General features: G+C 66.3%; 1 protein-coding gene. It reads left to right on the forward strand.

Translation table 11 applies throughout. The annotated features are described in order from the left end of the window. Window positions 1–111 precede the first annotated feature (111 nt). On the forward strand, window positions 112–1,121 hold a 1,010-nt coding region (locus H585_RS21735), incomplete at its 3' end, for a PKD domain-containing protein (RefSeq protein ID WP_244432617.1).

Below are 1,121 nucleotides of genomic sequence, written 5' to 3' on the forward strand. Positions count from 1 at the left end.
CCCGCCGTGACGCTCACGGGCGCCAACACGAAGCAACCAACCTTCACCGCGCCGTCGACATCCCATGGCGCGACCCTGGTTTTCAGGCTCACGGTGAAGGATATCACCCTCATGACGCACACGGACACGGTAACCGTGAACGTGTCTCCCGCTCCGGTCTCACCCGTGGCCAACGCCGGACCTGACCAGAACGCTGCCGCAGGCGTAACCGTGACCCTGAACGGCAGCGCGAGCACGGACCTCAACGGCGACAGCCTTATCTACTCCTGGACCCAGACCGGCGGCACGCCCACCGTGACGCTAACGGGCGCCAATACGGCCCAGCCATACTTCACCGCGCCGTCGGTCATGCTGAATACGGTCCTGGTCTTCAGCCTTACAGTGACTGATCCTGGTGGGCTGTCGAGCACGGACACGGTGGCCATTACCGTGGCCCACGTCGAGTCCGCCCCCGTGGCCAACGCTGGAGCTGACCAGAGCGTTGCCGCCGGAGCAACCGTGACTATTGACGGCAGCGCGAGCTCGGACGCAAACGGTGACACCCTGACCTACTCCTGGCTCCAGACCGGCGGAACAAGCGTGTCGCTCACAGGCGCCAACACGGCCCGGCCAAGCTTCATTGCGCCATCGGTTTCGCTGGGTGGCGCGACCCTGTTTTTCACGCTCACGGTGACGGATACCGGCGGCCTGTCCCACTCGGACACGGTGACCGTGAACGTGGCCCGCACGGAGATGCCGCCCGTGGCCAACGCGGGAGGCGACCGAGCTGTTGTCGTGGGCGATGACGTGACCCTCGATGGCAGAGCAAGCTCGGACGCCAACGGCGACAGCCTGACCTACTCCTGGACCCAGACCGGCGGCACATCCATTGGGCTGCTCACGGACGCCGACACGGCCCAGCCGAGCTTCATCGCGCCCGCCCTGGCCACAACCCTGACCTTCACCCTGACGGTCACAGATCCAGGCGGGCTGTGGAGCTCGGATACCGTGAACGTGGACGTGAACCCGACCTACGTTGCCTATCCGCCCGTGGCCAACGCCGGGGCCGACCGGAGCGTTGCCACAGGCGCAACCGTGGCTCTTGACGGCAGAGCAAGCTCCGACCCCAACGGCGACGCCCT

It is taken from the genome of Desulfocurvibacter africanus subsp. africanus DSM 2603, from assembly GCF_000422545.1.
Classification (GTDB): domain Bacteria; phylum Desulfobacterota; class Desulfovibrionia; order Desulfovibrionales; family Desulfovibrionaceae; genus Desulfocurvibacter; species Desulfocurvibacter africanus.